We start from the raw sequence: 15,678 nt of genomic DNA, 5'->3' as shown, positions 1-15,678 counted from the left end.
TAGCCCATTAGATTCTGTGGGAGCGAGCCTGCTCGCGAATCGGCGGCACATTCGACATCAATGTCGTCTGTCACACCGATTCGCGAGCAGGCTCGCTCCCACATTCCCGGGTTCAAGCTATCCGCGATGGAGAGGTTTTGATGAGCACACTGAACGCGGTACCGGATTCCATCCAGACCCTGATGCTGGAACGCAACGATTGGGTACCCAACCACCCGCGCCTGCCGGTGATCATCTACCGTGACGCGATGACTGCCCAGGCAGGTGATCTGGCCGCCCAGCTGGAAGAGATGTTTCGCAGCAACGGCTGGCCGCCGCAATGGCGCTACGGGATCTACGATTTCCACCATTACCACACGGAGGGCCACGAAGTTCTGGGCGTCGCCAGCGGTCAGGCGCGCTTGATGATCGGCGGCCCCGATGGCCAAGTGATCGACGTCCAGGCAGGCGACGTGTTGCTGCTACCTGCCGGCACCGGGCATTGCAACCTGGGTTCCAGCGAAGATTTCCTGGTCGTCGGAGCGTACCCACCGGGCCAGCAGGCCGACATCTGCCGCGAAGCGCCGAGCGCGGCGCAACTGGCAAACATCGACGCGCTACCGTTTCCTGATCGGGACCCGGTGCAGGGCGCCAAGGGTGCTGTCAGTCGATATTGGCGGAGCCAACGCTGACATTTCGCAGCCTTCGCAACGATCCACGGTCAACGACCGTAGACCTTCTGCAACTGCTCTTTGGACAGCGCGTCTTCAAAAGGGACCGGCACCGACTTCACCGCGCCATACAGGTTGCGATATCGCCAGTAGTTACCGTTATTGGCCAACTGGTAGCCGCGCTCGACCACACGCTGGCCGTCAAGCACATAGCGCAGGGTTTCCTGGGCCGCCTCTGGTGGCACCGGTAACATCAGGTCGGTTGCCAGCACCCGCATCGACTCGTCGATGCATTCGTCGAGCACTTGGGTCACTTGCACCAGATCCAGCGAGCCGTCGTCAATACAGCGTTTGCCACAGCGCCTGATCGGCTGGCTGGAAACCTCGATGCGCATGCGATACAACGCGGAACCCGCGATGTCCTGGACCTGTACCTGATTGATCAGCACGAAACTGCCACGGTCAGGCGTAAGCATCAGTTTGGGCTCGATCACCAGGCGAGCGCTGACCGGCCCCTGCCCCTGCTTGAGTCCTGCCACCAGCGACGCTTGCTGGAAGCGCTGTTGCAACCGCTCCTGCAACGGCACGCCGGCAAGCAGGTCCGCCAGCGGGCGCGACTCCTTGGCGGCGGTATTTTCCGCATCGCGCTGCAAGCTGCCACTGCCCATCTGGGTATTGATCAGGCTGGCAACCAGCAAGCCGGCAAGCCCGGCGCTGTTACCGGAGCTTGCGACCAGGGTGTGACTGGACGACGCTGCCTTCTGCGCGGCCTGCGCGTCGACTACCGTGCTGGCCCCCACAAACGCCTGTGGCAATTGCAGGTCCACCTTGACTCCATGGGCCTTGACGTAGGACACCGCGTCCTGCGATTTGAAACCGGCCTCAGGTGCCGGTTTCTGCGCGCATCCCATCAGCATCAACAGGGCCACTGAGGTGACCGCGATCAATTCACGCTTCATTGTTCGAACGGCGTGATCATTTGCTGACGGCTCGTATCCATCGCCTGGTAGAAGGCATTGGTCAGATTGGTATAGTTCGGCTCGTCCCACTCGCCCTGGGCGGCCTGCACGACGGAAAAGGGTTTGAACCACAACAGTCTGTTATCGGCCAGATCGATCAGCATGCCCTGTCCGAATACCTGCGCCATGGGTACGCTGGTCGGCACGATACTGTAATAACTGCGGGTGGCTCCGGTCCCTGTCACGTTGACCAGCAGCAGGCGATCGACACCGTAGGTGGCCTTGATCGATGTCAGGTCGCGGACGGTGTAGCCTTCACGGAAACTCGTCTCCTTGAACTTGTTCAAATCCACCGGCTCGTTGATGCGCTTGGCCTTGTAACCCTTGGCTTGCAACTTGGCGACAATGGCATCCGGCAATGTGTTGAGATCGCGCACTTGCCATTTTTCGACATTATCGCTGAGCTTGCTGTTGACGCCTTTGTTGATGGCCAGGTCCAGCAGACCCTGGTTGCCGGTCAGCGCCAGGACGGGTTCCGGCACCACGTTGATAGCCACACCAACTGTGGTCTCCTTGGCATCCCAGAATTGATGGTCCAGCGGTACCGGAGGCTGGACATGAGCGCAGCCGGTGAGTGTCAGGCAAGCAACAACGGTCAGTGCTGCCACGGTGCGAAGCGTATGAAAAGACATGTATCAAGTCCCTATGATTAAAAACGATGCTGCTTGTGTCGGCAGCGACGGCAATAACAATAGTGGCACATTGATATTTATTTTTTCAATCTTTGATCTTCCATACGCTTCTTCGCTTGCTGCTCCCTAGATCATCGGCGAACTGCTTACCACCCGCAGCGCCAACCCCTCGAACGCATCCAGAGTAATGGTGAACTCACCCTCGGGCGTGAGATCCCCTTCGACCCGCTCGTTGATGATGTCCACCACTGGCCCCGGTGCGATACCGGGCAGGTGCAGGGTTTCAGTGATCGGCGTCGAACCGAAGTTCAGCGCGGTGATCTGCGTGCCTTTGCCGGCTGGCAACTCGTGGACCATGATCAGCAGTCCAGGATGCTCGACGTCCGGGATGAGTATCTGGCGACTCGCCGCGATGTCGTAGGCGCGGCGCGCGGCGAGGATCCTGCGCAGTTGCGAGGCGAACGAATCCGGGTCCTTCAACTGGCTCGGCAGGCTGCCATACAAGGTCTTTGGACGCGGCATCTGCCCGGCTGACAGCGGCGCTTCCGGGTTGAGGTCTACGAGATCGTAGGCACCGCGATGAATCCAGCGCGTGTCGCCGTCGCGCATCAGGTGCTCGACCTGTTCCGCCGGCAACGGCAACGCTCCCACCAGATCCCAGCCAGACAAGGCGAACACGCCCGGTTGCATGGCGTTGAACATCACCAGTAACAGATGCACCTGGCGAATCTGCTGGATATCGGCCGCTGTGATCGCGTCGAGGTCGCGAATGCCCAGGGCGGCGGTGATGATGCTCGCCGTGGTGCAAGACACGCCGTTGGTGACGAATTTCAGGTTGTAAGGCGCATGCTCGCCGGACAAGCGTTCATACATCTGCTCGCGGATGTGCTCGCGCAGGATGCTGCCGGGAAACGTCTGGCCTTGATACAGGTAGGTGTCGTGGGCATGCAGCGTCCAGAAATGCACCAGCTCCAGGGTCAGTTCATCGTGATTCTGCAAGGCGTGGATCAGCGAGCCCGGGTCGATGCCGAAGCTGTGCATCTGGCGCAGCATCAAGCGCAGGAATTCGGTGTCGCCCATCAGCAGGGCGTGCTGGTAGGCCGGTCGGGTGATGAAGTCGTAAGACAGGTCCGCCCCGCCGTGGGACATGGCGGCAATGTCGTCGAGGGTCAGGTTCAATTCCTGGAAGCTGAAACCGCCGGCCTTGCGAATCGCCCCGCCGAGCAACTGGTTGCCGGTGATCGACAGCGGATGGCTTTCGGACCAGGCGGTGCCATCGAGCTTGCGCTCCACGCCGAGAAATCCGTTGGCGTCCAGCCGGAGGATTTTCGCCCCCATGACATCGATGGCGTGCAGCGCATCGCCAATGATCATCTGCTGCGCGGCAAAGGTCGGGTCCAGCCAGTTCAGCGACGGCTGCCCTTCCTTGAAATAGTGCAGGTAAACCCAGCGCCGTGGCTTGCCGTCTACGCCCATGACGATCGGCGTCGCGCTCCAGTCGGTTTCCTTGACGCCAGGCTCGAAGAAGATCACCCGCTGCAACTGGCCGACGATGTAGTGCTTGTCACGCAGGGCATCCACCTGCTGGGCGGTGAGGTTCTGGGCATCACGACCCTCCCCGACCTCGGGCAGCAGCGGCCAGTCTTCCTCGCGGATTTCCACCATATGGTAGAGCCCCGGATAGTCTTCGTAAGCCATCTCCGCCAGACGAAAATCGGCGCCCTTGCCGGTGTGGGACGGGATGACGTCGTCGATGACCACCGCGTTGTGCGCAGCGGCCATGCGGGTCAGGGCCTGGAGTTGAGCGTCGGTGCCCAGCTCAGGGTCGATGTCGAAGCTGATGCGGTCGAAATTGCCATCGATGGTTGGCGTGTAGTCAGTGCCGCGCAGGCCGCCGGATCTTTTCAGCGGACCATTGTGGATGCCCTGGATGCCGATTTTCGACAAGGCGTGCCACAAGGTTTCGTCGCCCAATGCCTCGAGCACCGTGCCATTTTCCCGGGTGACGATGGAGGCTGGGTATGCGGTAAACCACACTGAGGAAAGCGCTGAAGCATCACGGGGCCGGGTGTGCGCATAGGGCTGCTGCCACAAGCGTCCTTGCCCCGAATAGAGCTTGGCCCGCTGCCGCGCCGCGTGGAGCATCGATTGTTCGACCAGCCAGTCGACATGATTTTTCTCAGCCATCGTCATAAAAATCCCTGTCGTGAAGAAAAAACCGGACCGGCTGCCGACATCGGCGGCGCCGCTTATTAGTCATATGAGGCTCTGGCCCGGTATTCGTTGCATTGAGGCACGAAGCGGTGGGTATTCGATGGGTGAACCCGAACCAAGGTGGGAGTGAGCCTGCTCGCGAACGCGCCAGCCCAGACGCCTCAAAATCCCGTGGCGAGGGAGCTTGCTCCCGCTCGGCTGCGCAGCAGTCGCAAAACCGTTGGATGCGGTCTGTCTGAAAGACTGCCGGGGCCCGCTTCGCAGGCCAGCGGGAGCAAGCTCCCTCGCCACGGGGATTTGCTCTGGCATGGCGGCTCGTGCTCAGGCCGATGTCCCGCAGCAAGATCGGACTGATCCAACCCTGTGGGAGCGAGCCTGCTCGCGAAGGCGCCAGCCCAGACGCCTCAAAATCCCGTGGCGAGGGAGCTTGCTCCCGCTCGGCTGCGCAGCAGTCGCAAAACCGGTGGATGCGGTCTGTCTGAAAGACTGCCGGGGCCCGCTTCGCAGGCCAGCGGGAGCAAGCTCCCTCGCCACGGGGGACCTGCTCTGGCATGGCGGCTCGTGTTCAGGCTGATGTCCCGCCGCAAGATCGGACTGATCCAACCCTGTGGGAGCGAGCCTGCTCGCGAAGGCGTCAGCCCAGACGCCTCAAAATCCCGTGGCGAGGGAGCTTGCTCCCGCTCGGCTGCGCAGCAGTCGCAAAACCGGTGGATGCGGTCTGCCTGAAAGACTGCCGGGGCCCGCTTCGCAGGCCAGCGGGAGCAAGCTCCCTCGCCACGGGGATTTGCTCTGGCATGGCGGCTCGTGTTCAGGCCGATGTCCCGCCGCAAGATCGGACTGATCCAACCCTGTGGGAGCGAGCCTGCTCGCGAAGGCGCCAGCCCAGACGCCTCAAAATCCCGTGGCGAGGGAGCTTGCTCCCGCTCGGCTGCGCAGCAGTCGCAAAATCGGTGGATGCGGTCTGTCTGAAAGACTGCCGGGGCCCGCTGCGCAGGCCAGCGGGAGCAAGCTCCCTCGCCACGGGGAGCTGCTCTGGCGTGGCGGCTCGTGTTCAGGCCGATGTCCCGCCGCAAGATCGGACTGATCCAACCCTGTGGGAGCGAGCCTGCTCGCGAAGGCGCCAGCCCAGACGCCTCAAAATCCCGTGGCGAGGGAGCTTGCTCCCGCTCGGCTGCGCAGCAGTCGCAAAATCGGTGGATGCAGTCTGCCTGAAAGACTGCCGGGGCCCGCTTCGCAGGCCAGCGGGAGCAAGCTCCCTCGCCACGGGGATTTGCTCTGGCATGGCGGCTCGTGTTCAGGCCGATGTCCCGCCGCAAATCGGACTGACCCACCCCTGTGGGAGCGAGCCCGCTCGCGAAGGCGTCAGCCCAGACGCCTCAAAATCCCGTGGCAAGGGAGCTTGCTCCCGCTCGGCTGCGCAGCAGTCGCAAAACCGGTGGATGCGGTCTGTCTGAAAGACTGCCGGGGCCCGCTTCGCAGGCCAGCGGGAGCAAGCTCCCTCGCCACGGGGATTTGCTCTGGCATGGCGGCTCGTGTTCAGGCCGATGTCCCGCCGCAAATCGGACTGATCACCCTGTGGGAGCGAGCCCGCTCGCGAACACGCCAGCCCAGACGCCTCAAAATCCCGTGGCGAGGGAGCTTGCTCCCGCTCGGCTGCGCAGCAGTCGCAAAACCGGCAGATGCGGTCTGCCTGAAAGACTGCCGGGGCCCGCTTCGCAGGCCAGCGGGAGCAAGCTCCCTCGCCACGGGGGGCTGCTCCGGCATGTGGTTCGTGTTCAGGCTGATGTCCCGCCGCAAATCGGACTGACCCACCCCTGTGGGAGCGAGCCTGCTCGCGAAGGCGCCAGCCCCGACGCCTCAAAATCCCGTGGCGAGGGAGCTTGCTCCCGCTCGGCTGCGCAGCAGTCGCAAAACCGTTGGATGCGGTCTGTCTGAAAGACTGCCGGGGCCCGCTTCGCAGGCCAGCGGGAGCAAGCTCCCTCGCCACGGGGGACCTGCTCTGGCGTGGCGGCTCGTGTTCACAGCCTGCGTTACCGCCTTCGCCAGCAGGCTCGCTCCCATAGACTCAGTCGTCGTTGAACGGCGCCGCCACGTCTCTTTCGCCTGGCGCACCGGGTTTCTGCAGGTTGGAGCAATTGGAAGCGTGATTCTGTCCATCGAACCACGCGTCGACAAAGGCAAACACGTCGTCCAGCGAACCATGCAACACCCCGTCATGCCCCAGGCCTTCATACGTCCGCCACGTCACCGGATTGCCAGCGGCACACAACGCCGCCGCGACCGCGTATTGCCGCTCTGGCGTAATGGTATGGTCCGCCTGGCCCGTGGCAATGAACAACGGGAAGGCTATCGACGCCTGGGGCATATCGGTCGTTGGAATGCGCGCAGCGTTCAACGCCTCTGGGGTGATCGTGAACAGCTCGGCAAACGAACCAATCTGCAACGCCTTGGACTTTTGCCCAATATCACGGGTACAGCCTTGCCGGGCGACGCTCAGCAGTTCGAGCCCCTTGGCCGTCAGGATGCCTTCGATCGGTGGCCCATCCTCACGCAACGCGCCTGACGCCAGTGCCAGGAACACCGTATTGGACTGGCGCGGCGGCAGCTTGATGGGGCCTTCGGGAAATGTGCTGTTCGGTGCCGTGAGCACCGCGCCCAGAATGGGCAGTTCCGGTGCATAGGTGCCAGCAAGGATCGCCGCGCCCAGTGCCGCCCCACCGCCCTGGGATTGTCCGGCCAGGGCCACGCGATTGGCGATCAGGCCTGGCTTGAAGGCTTGGGCAGCGCGAATCGAGTCCAGGACCGAGCGTCCCTCGGCCTGCCAGAACGTATAGGGATGAGGTCCTGGCCCTCCCAGGCCTTGATAATCGCTGGCCACAACCGCAAAGCCGCGCGCGAGCCAGCGATTGATATACGCCGCGTCACGCTCACGCAATCCCGCCCAGGAAGGCGCACAGGCATCGGCGATGCCCAGCGTGCCGTGAGCCCAGGCCAGCAGCGGCCAGCCTCCGGCCGGAGGATTTCCTGCCGGCAGATACAACGCCCCGCTGACCGGAACGAGACCGGACTGCCAGCGCTGATCGATGGAGCTGTAGAGCAGACGCAAGGCTCGCGCGGCGGCAGGCATTTGAGCCTGAACCGCCATGGCCTCGCTGCGCAGCAGCACGCCAGGCTGCGCAGGCATCGCGTCCGGCCAGCGATAAAACGGCGACAGCTGCATGTCTCCTGCAGCGGGACCGACAGGAAGCGTGCCGGCCGCCATGGCGCTGGCTGCCACGACGATGACCGCCCCCACGCAAATTCCTCTGAAGGCTTGGCGAATACTCATGGAAAGTTTCCCCGACCGGAAAATGCCTTGCGCAAGGCGTTGCCCTGCGCAGCGATGACGTTGCGTGCGACAGGAGCCACCTCATTGAAGCGAATGAACCCGTGAGGCATGTTCGCGAGTACTTGCAGATGTGTTGCCACGCCCGCGCTTTGCAATCGACTCGCCAGCTCACGGTTTTCGTCCACCAGCGGATCCAGTTCACCGACCACCAATCGCACCGGCGGCAGGCCCGCCAAATCGGCAATGATCGGCTGCACCCGCCAGTCATCCTCGTCATTGGCCAGGTAACTGGCCCAGTAAACGCCCATGGTCTCGACCGATAGATTCTGGCCGCCGTAGCCGCCCAGTCGCTGCCAGGAATCGGAGGTCAGGTCCCGCGAGTAGCTGCCGTAGAACAGCAATAACTGCCGCAACGCATCGATTCCCGCGTCGCGTAGTGCAATGGCGACGCCCAAGGCGAGATTGGCGCCTGCCGAATCGCCGCCCAGGGCATAGCCGCGTACCGGGCAGTCGGTGATAGCGCCGAGCTTGATGACCCGGCTGACGATCGCCGCCACCTCGTTGAACGCCACCGGAAAGCGATGTTCCGGCGCCAGCGCATAGTCGATGGAGAGCACCGCCAGGCCACTGTCGCGCACCAACTGGCGCAAAGGTGCGTCCCAGCCGGCGAGCGAACCGTGGCGGAATCCGCCGCCATGGCAGTAGAACATCAGGCAAGGCGTCTCATCGCCCTCCGGCCAATAGAGTTTGCAAGGCACCGTTCGCCCATCAACGGCAAAGCCCAGGGTGCGCTCGTAGGACAGCGGCACGCTGCGTTGCGCCGCCCAGGCATTGATCCGTTCCAGATGCGCCCGGACGCTGTGCACGTCCCCATGAACGACGGGCAGCAATCCCTGCTCCCGGAGCGCGTCGACCACGGCCGCCAGGTCGGGATGCACCGGCGGACTTTCGTCGCGACTCATGGCTGGTTATCCACGCGGCTCTCGCAGCCGACAGTCCAACGTCCGTCCGCAATGATGCAATGGCTGGGCGGGCTGCGTCCTTCCAGGACGGCCACCGCGCATTGGGCGGCGATCAGATTGGTGCGATTGAGCCCTTCCACCGTGGACGCGCCGACATGGGGCGTCACGATCACGTTCGGTAGCTGAATCAGCTGTTCGGTCACCGGCAAGAGCGCGGGGTCCGACTCGCTTTCAAAGACGTCGAGCCCTGCCCCTGCGATTCGCTTTTCGCGCAGGGCCCGCAGCAGATCGGCATCGCGCACCAACCCGCCCCGCGCGGTGTTGATGAGCACCGCGGAACGCTTCATCAGGTTCAGGGCGCGCTCATCGATCAGTCCTTGGGTTTGCGCATTGAGCGGCGCATGAAGGGTAATGAAGTCGCTTTGCCTGAGCAGCGTATCCAGATCAACAAAATCACCGTCGGCCCCGGCGCCGCCTGGATGAGGCGTATAGATCAGCGGCCTGACTTCAAACCCGGACAAGCGCTGCAGGACGCCCCGGCCAATCCGGCCCAATCCGACGATGCCAACCGTCTTGCGGTACAGATCACCGCCCAGGGGGATCGACCAGTCATTGGCCGCCAAGCCCATCTGGCAGCGCTTGAGTTGACGGCAAACGGCGAGCATCAGCGCAACGGCGTGGTCGGCGACGCTGGCATCGTTGCCGCCAGTAGCAATGGTCGCCACCTTCCCTGCCGCTGCCACCGCTGCCGTATCGACCCGCTCATAACCGACGCCGCGACGGGCGATGACTTGCAGGCGCGGCAGTGCACCCAGCAGGCTGGAGGTGACATTCGCGTGCCCGACGATCCAACCGTCGGCGTCTGCCAGCAGGTCGATCAGCTGCCGTTCACTCAGGTCACCATCGGCTTGACCGGGAGCCAGCTCTGCGACAACCACCTCACAACCATGGCTGTGTAGAAAGTCGCTGGCCATGGCGTCGAAAAACCGCTGTGTAACCACTATTTTATGGCGATGTTCAAACATCACGAGCCTCTCGATCAAAATGCATAATCCAGATACACCCTGGCCTCCGAGCCGCTGACCACGTTGTCGGGTTGTGCGGATATCAATGCGACAAAGTCCTGGTCAATGCGGTAATCGATATAAATCAAGCCGACTGAGAGCCCGGCGTATTCCTTTTCATCGAAGCGATAATAGAGACGGTATTCATTCTGTCGCTCGGTCACATCGGTGCGTCGGCCGCTGAATGGATCGGTGGCGTCAAACTGACCTTGTTTATAAATAGTCATGACTTTGAAACCGTCCAGCGAAGCCCCCAATAAAGAATGTCCGCTCAAGTCATATTCGGCGCCGATTTGCCAGGTTCGCTCGCCATCGTTATTGAAGTCGTTGCCGGAGCGTGTCCAGGCATCCATCCTGCCGTCGACATTGTCCGCATGATCAAAGTAGGCGTAACCGAGTTGCCCATTGCTCAACTCGGCTTTGGTCTCGGAAAACGAAACACCCAGGCGAAGTTTATCGAGCAACAAACCAACGTTGATATTCAACCAGCTCGCCTCATCGTCATAAGCGGCCTGGCCGGCCTGCCAATCACGCTCCCAGATACGTCCGGCCTTTTCGAACTCATAATATTGAGTGTCCAGTACGATCCCGGCTTTATCGCCGAGAGGCGCTTTCAACGTGAGTCCGTATCGAGTGTTTTCATTGAAGTCCCGCGATACGCCATGGTCGTAGCCAAGTTCGATGGCCTTCAGGTCGTAGTTGACGCCGTAGGTGTACAGGTCTTTTATTTCCTCGCCCGACTGACTCAGCAAGTGCTCGAACTCTTCTCTGTCCCGAGGCGACGTACGGTTGATATAGGCCGTTTCGAACCCCAGCGTGCCGGGAAGCGGACCAATGCCCATCTCGGTGAAATTCAAATGAGCCCGACCTCCCTGGTAGGACCCAGGGACAATCCGCGTGTCGAGCGTGACCAACGTTCCCGCATCGAACCGACCCCGCCCCATCTGGGAATCGACGTTCCAGCCATCGCCCTCATAACGCAGCTTGAAATAACTCTGCCCCACTTTCGCAAAACCGCCATTGGTCCCATCGGTATCGTCGAACAAGTCCCGGCCGTTATCTTTGGAGTCGATCATTGCCACGCCATACAGCGAGGCGTCGAACCCCACGACGCCGGCCCAATAACTTGAGTTGTAATCCAGAATTGCGCCGATTCCGGTACCGCCCAGTTTGTTGCCGTCCGGAAAACCGCCAAAACGGTCTTCGATCAAATCGTTGGATATTCGAGTATTGATATAAACCGAGCGCAGATAAGCATTCAACTTTCCTTCATGCTGGAACCGGTCCGGATAACTGATCGTTGCTGAAAGAGCCAATTCAGACACAAACATTGTCGACAGCAACGTCATAGCGACGGCGTTAATCGATTTCATCGACCACCTCATCTATTATTTTTATTTTGACGTGAGCAGACGCAACTCGGCGTCCTTCAAACTTCGGCGCTACGCGTTAATGAATCAGATAATCGCCCGGGTAATGACCGCGGTTACAATCAAGACAAGGCTGCTGCCGATCGCCCAGAGCAGGCAATAGCGTTGCATGTCGCCCATGTCACGCTTGATGATTCCGCTGATCAGATAGACCGCCGCCACCAAAGGGCTTAATGCGTGAACCGGTTGGCCCAGCACCGAGGCCCGCGCTATGTGCATCGGGTCAATACCGTATTCGACGCCCGCCGCGCCCAGTACCGGCAAGATGCCAAAGAAAAACGCGTCATTGGATAACAGGAAGTTGAGTGGCAAGGCGACGAGCGCGGTAATGATGCTGAAATATTGGCCATGGTCGTCGGGAATCAATTGCACAATCTTTTCGGACATCCCATCAACCATGCCGGTACCTGACAAGATCCCGGTAAACGCACCTGATGCAAATATCAGGGCGATGACCATCAGGACACTTTCGGAGTGCGCCGCGACTCTGGCCTTCTGTTCCGCCAGCCGTGGATAGTTGATAAGCAGCGCCAGGGAAAGCCCCACCATCATCAACATCGGCAAAGGCGCCAGCCCTGTCGCCATCGCATACATGAGCCCAGCGGTGAGCAGGAGGTTGACCCAGAAGAGCTTCGGCCGATGCGTCTCGGAATGCGTGGTGGGCAAGACGACATCTTCCGGCGCGGCGTCCTTGGCAGCGGCCGTCCAGCCCAAGCGACGGCGCTCTCTGCGACCGATCCAGAACGCCACGACAAACGCATAGGCAAGGCCCGCGAACATGGCCGGCACCAACCCCAGGAACAACTCGGCCACATCCAGGTGGAGCGCACTGGCGGCGCGGGCCACCGGCCCTCCCCAGGGAATCAGGTTGACCACGGTATTGGTCAACAACAGCATCAACGCCAGAATCAGCGGGTTCATGCCGAGGCGAAGGTAAAGCGGCAGGAACGCAGTGGTTACAATCAAGACCGTCGTTGCGCCATCGCCATCGAAAGAAATGACCGTGGCCAGCAGCGCAGTGCCCAGAACCACGCGCAGAGGATCGTTGCCCACGTAACGCAGGATCTTTCGTACAGCGGGTTCAAAGAGCCCCGCGTCAAACATGATTGCGAAATAGAGGATTGCAAACATCAACATCAGAGCGGTGGGCGCTACTTGCTTGACGCCGTTCATCACCATCGCGCCCAGTTCCGGTCCTGCCCCACTGGCCAGGCCAAACGCGACCGGGACAAGAATGAGTGCCGTCACAGCGGAAAGTCGCTTGCTTATGATCAATGCCATAAACGTGACGACCATTGCGAAACCTAACCAAGCCATGCGTTTCACCTTTTCGTTTTTATTGTTATCGATCTTCGAAAATCAATGTGAACAACCCTTGCGCAGCCGAAATCTACATAGGGGGTGAAACGCTGTAAATCTTGATTTTTTCCGTCAACATCCCTGCTGGATAAGGCGTCGTCAGACGCAGTCTGGGTAGAAAAAACAAAGTCGAAACCCGGCGCCGATACACATTGACTACAGGACGGTAAATCCAATAAACATGTACACCTCTCCATCAATCCGATTGGACCCGTCATGCCAGAACAAGAAGGCCTTTACCTCTCGGCAGAAGAGGCGGCAGCCATACTCCGGGTCAGCCTGCCGACGCTGTACGCCTATGTCAGCCGCAAAAATATCCGCTCCATCAAGATTGCCGGCTCGCCCAAGCGGCGTTACTGGGCAGAGGACATCCAACGACTGGTGAAAGTACCGGCGCAAGACAAGCCCGTTGCCAAGCGTACGACGCCGGCGGACAGCGCGATTACGCTGATAACGGACGATGGCCTGTTTTATCGCGGCCACAATGTCGTCGAGCTGGCTGATCGTTCAACCGTCGAAGAAGTCGCCGAGTTGATCTGGCAGGTGCCTTCGGCGTTCGGCACATCGCTGCCTCGGACACCGAAGGACACTGCCAGGCTGTTGAAGATCTATGAACACACGTCCGCCCAGGAAAAAGCTATCGCGCTGTTCCCTCTGGTGCAGCGCGAAAATCCCAAGGCCTTCGACCTTTCCCCTGACAGTTACGCCCGTACCGGCGCCGATGTCGTGCGCTGGTTTGCCGCGTTGGTCGTGGGGGCGACCGAACCGAGCAACCAGCCCTTGCATGAGTTCATCACCCAGGCCTGCGGCGCCCCGCCAGCGCATGCCGATCTGATCCGGCGCCTGCTGATTCTCAGCATCGATCATGAATTGGACCACACCACTCACAGCGTCCGCGTTGCCGCCACCACCGGCGCAACCCCCTACTATGCGGTCATCGCCGCGCTCGCCGCCGCGCGAGGCCACAAGATCGCCTATGGACGAAATGAAGCCGCCAGCAGGATGATCGAGGAAATCTGTACGGCCGCGGACCCTACTCGACCGATCCTGCAGCGCTACAGCCAGGACGGACACATCGTCGGGTTCGGCCCCAATGTGCATTCGATCAACGACCCGCGAGCCAGCAACCTCATGGCCGCGTTGACCGCAGTATTTGATGGCGACAGTGAATTCATCAGGTTGCAGAAAGCCTTTTCGGTGGCCTCGGAACTCGTTGCATACCCGCCTGAATTCATTCTCCTGGTGAGTTTCATCGGCAGGAAAATGGGACTGCGCGGACAGGAAATTTCATTGGCCGGCGTCGGTCGCTCGATCGGCTGGATCGCCCATGCCAGCGAGCAATACAACCAGCACCACGAGGGCCGGCCTCGCGCTCGTTATACCGGGACGTTGCCAACGGCGACCGACATTGGGCGCCGTTGAAGTCCGCTCCGGGCGCGCCTGCGGACGAAAGATATTCCTCGCCTGTGAGGCCTGCTCGCGAGCAGGCTCGCTCCCACAGTAGGTCTGCGCCATCCAGAACATCCATGCACGACACATCACCCTGTGGGAGCGAGCCTGCTCGCGAAGCTTCTCAAAGGCGCAGTGCAGCCGGTTTCTGGTCCGCAATGGGGGCGACAGCCATCGCCGCAAACAACGAATTGAACTGCGTCTGCCGCTCAAGCCCGGCGACGAACCCAAGCACCAGGTCCTGTGCCGACGCGTCGATATGCGGCATCGCCATGCGCCGGAATTTTCGCTCGAAATCCCCATCCGTCATCGGCGTTTCGACTGACCCGGGGCCGGTAATCATTTCGCTCACCACCTGCTCGCCGCAGACCAGCGTCACACTGACACGATTGGCAAGGTGCCTTGGAAACAGCGCCGTCAACGCCGGATCCTCCGTGACGCTGACCTTGTCCATCAAGGCAATCGCCGCAGGGTCGGCGATTTTTTCCGCGGAATACGAAGCGATGGTGATATCCCCGTCGAGCAATGCCCGAGCGACGTTATAGGGCAGGCTGTGGTCCGCCGTTTCGCGGGTTTTCGGTAACCATTTCTCCGCGGTGTCCGCGAGGACACGACGGTTGAATTCGGACGTTTCGATGCTAATGGCAGCGATGTCATTCACGTTGTCGATGCGCTTGCGGATATCCAGCGCTGCCCAGACGGCGGTGTGCAGCTCGCCGTTGGTGGGGAATGTCTTGGTCAGCGAGCGTCGTATCGCATAGTCGCCATTGTCGGGCGTAGCAAAACGATCAGTGTCCAGCTCGAACGGCCCTGAAACCAGCTTGAAGAACCCCATCTCGCCCTCGAAGACCGGCGACGGCCCGGTCATGCCATGGTGCGCCAGCTGGGCCGCAAAAACCGCGTTGCGCGCGGCATTGGCGGCGGAACAGCCCTTCCAGTCGGACAAGGTTCCACTGCGCACCTGGCGCATTGCCAAGTGCCCGCTCAAGGCGATGTTGATGGCTTGCTCGGTCTGCGCGACGTCCAGCTTCATCAGGTTGGAAGCCGCCGCTGCCGTCGCGACGTTGATGTAATTGACGTGGTCCCAGCCACGCCTGTTCAAGCTTGCCGCATCCTGCAAGCGCATCTGGATCTCATAGGCCAGGACGATGGCCGAAATCAGTTCGGCGCCGGTGGCGCTCTCGGCTTGCGCCACGGCGAGGCAGGCCGGGATGTTGTCACTAGGATGGCCCGGCTCCAAGCCCATGTAGCCATCGTTGTAATCGAGGAAACGAACCATCAGGCCGTTGGCGAAGGCAGCGATTTCCGCTGTCGTTTGCAGGTTCGAGCCGAATATGCCGGCGGTAGTCGCGGGGTTGGCAGCCGCATAACCCAGCGCAGCCTTTACCGGGGCCGCCCCGTAGGCGCCCAGCACGCAGGCCAGGCTGTCGACGAAGCGCTGGCGCACCAGGTGGATGATTTCGTCGGGCAGGCGCTGTTTCCTAAATGCGTGGGCATAGCGTGCCAGCCGCATCGCAACGGTGGAATCCGTCATGATTACCTCGGGTAAATGGATGGGTCAGTCCTCGTCC

At 61.1% G+C, this 15,678-nt stretch carries 11 protein-coding genes; 2 read left to right on the top strand and 9 right to left on the bottom strand.

The window, feature by feature from the left end; translation table 11 throughout:
• The first annotated feature begins 140 nt into the window (after positions 1-140).
• Complete coding sequence (locus tag M1E16_RS11730) at positions 141-671, top strand: cupin (RefSeq protein ID WP_434694565.1); 531 nt, start codon at positions 141-143, stop codon at positions 669-671.
• A gap of 29 nt (positions 672-700) precedes the next feature.
• Here M1E16_RS11730 and M1E16_RS11725 read toward each other — a convergent pair whose 3' ends face one another.
• From M1E16_RS11725 to M1E16_RS11690, 8 genes are all read right to left on the bottom strand, one after another.
• Complete coding sequence (locus M1E16_RS11725) at positions 701-1,609, bottom strand: hypothetical protein (protein ID WP_458129994.1); 909 nt, start codon at positions 1,607-1,609, stop codon at positions 701-703.
• On the bottom strand, positions 1,606-2,301 hold the full coding sequence (locus M1E16_RS11720; RefSeq protein ID WP_458129993.1) for a hypothetical protein: 696 nt from the start codon (positions 2,299-2,301) through the stop codon (positions 1,606-1,608). Before M1E16_RS11720 ends, M1E16_RS11725 begins: the two co-directional genes overlap by 4 nt.
• 126 nt (positions 2,302-2,427) lie before the next feature.
• Entirely contained in the window at positions 2,428-4,494 is a 2,067-nt protein-coding gene (gene treS / locus M1E16_RS11715; RefSeq protein WP_458129992.1) for a maltose alpha-D-glucosyltransferase, read from the bottom strand.
• Positions 4,495-6,580: 2,086 nt separating this feature from the next.
• Positions 6,581-7,843, bottom strand: a complete 1,263-nt coding sequence (locus M1E16_RS11710; RefSeq protein WP_458129991.1) for a lipase family protein — start codon at positions 7,841-7,843, stop codon at positions 6,581-6,583.
• Positions 7,840-8,805, bottom strand: coding sequence for an alpha/beta hydrolase (locus M1E16_RS11705; RefSeq protein WP_458129990.1), 966 nt, complete (start codon positions 8,803-8,805; stop codon positions 7,840-7,842). Before M1E16_RS11705 ends, M1E16_RS11710 begins: the two co-directional genes overlap by 4 nt.
• Positions 8,802-9,830, bottom strand: coding sequence for a phosphoglycerate dehydrogenase (locus M1E16_RS11700; RefSeq protein WP_458129989.1), 1,029 nt, complete (start codon positions 9,828-9,830; stop codon positions 8,802-8,804). Before M1E16_RS11700 ends, M1E16_RS11705 begins: the two co-directional genes overlap by 4 nt.
• Positions 9,831-9,844: 14 nt before the next feature.
• Positions 9,845-11,242, bottom strand: a complete 1,398-nt coding sequence (locus M1E16_RS11695) for an OprD family outer membrane porin (RefSeq protein ID WP_458129988.1) — start codon at positions 11,240-11,242, stop codon at positions 9,845-9,847.
• Between the two features lie 84 nt (positions 11,243-11,326).
• Entirely contained in the window at positions 11,327-12,616 is a 1,290-nt protein-coding gene (locus tag M1E16_RS11690) for a CitMHS family transporter (protein WP_458129987.1), read from the bottom strand.
• Positions 12,617-12,874: 258 nt separating this feature from the next.
• Here M1E16_RS11690 and M1E16_RS11685 point away from each other — a divergent pair, with 258 nt between their 5' ends.
• The gene (locus tag M1E16_RS11685) at positions 12,875-14,080 is read left to right on the top strand and encodes a citrate synthase (protein WP_458129986.1); all 1,206 of its coding nucleotides are present in this window, start codon (positions 12,875-12,877) and stop codon (positions 14,078-14,080) included.
• A gap of 151 nt (positions 14,081-14,231) precedes the next feature.
• Here M1E16_RS11685 and M1E16_RS11680 read toward each other — a convergent pair whose 3' ends face one another.
• Positions 14,232-15,641, bottom strand: a complete 1,410-nt coding sequence (locus tag M1E16_RS11680) for an MmgE/PrpD family protein (protein WP_458129985.1) — start codon at positions 15,639-15,641, stop codon at positions 14,232-14,234.
• Positions 15,642-15,678: the final 37 nt, after the last annotated feature.

It is taken from the genome of Pseudomonas sp. Z2-11, from assembly GCF_054161305.1.
Note: the sequence above shows the minus strand (reverse complement) of the source record. Positions and strands in the feature narration are given on the sequence as shown.